The 718-nt window shown below is 41.1% G+C and carries 2 protein-coding genes; both read left to right on the forward strand.

Annotated features, from left to right (window positions below):
* On the forward strand, positions 1-362 hold a 362-nt coding region (locus A3763_RS00985; protein ID WP_197482663.1), incomplete at its 5' end, for a PilW family protein.
* A 32-nt stretch (positions 363-394) separates the two neighbouring features.
* Positions 395-718, forward strand: a 324-nt coding sequence (locus A3763_RS00990; RefSeq protein WP_156494795.1) for a hypothetical protein, incomplete at its 3' end; no start/stop codon positions are given.

Here is a 718-nt window from a genome sequence, read left to right on the forward strand (position 1 = left end):
AAGATGAAGAGCTTTGTGATGTCTCAGGTATCGGCTTAAGTCGTTATACCCTGATCGGCAACCGCTTTATCAAACAGCGCTTGGTTAATGGTGTGGCGCAAATGCAATTTGAATATGGGCTCGATCTAAGTGGTGATGGCAAGGTGGAGCGCTATCTTACTGCCGATAACGTTTTCAGCTGGAATGATGTATTGTCGGTACGTGTTTTCGCTTTATTCAAAAGCAAGCTATCGGCAAGTTCGAATGAGAATCCGGAAAGAGAATTCAAACTGGGTACAGGTTTTGAGTTCGAGCCAGAAGAGCATGAACGGAGGTATAAATTCAAAAAGTTTCAGTCAGAATTTAGTTTGAAGAATACTTAGTTAATAACAGCGGTGATGAGCAAGGAGGCAATATGCACCTAAAATCAAAGACCTATCCAATAAGAGCCATGCAACAATACGGAGCTACATTAGTCTTGTCATTAATGTTGCTGGCGATCCTCACAATACTCTCAACAACGATGATGCAAAGCAGTTACCTAAGCTTTAAATCTCAGTCTTCCAGAGTGGCGTTTCAACAAAGCAGTCATGAACTAAATCAGTTTCAGCTTCAAGCTGCGAAGCAAATAAAAAGCTTTATTGATTCTAGACGAGATAGTCATGTTGAGCTCAAAAAGTCATACTCAGAAGGCTTCAAGTTAATCGATGACTTGCTGAACCTCGAAGTAATTGCCGAA

The organism is Oleiphilus sp. HI0128 (genome assembly GCF_001635365.1).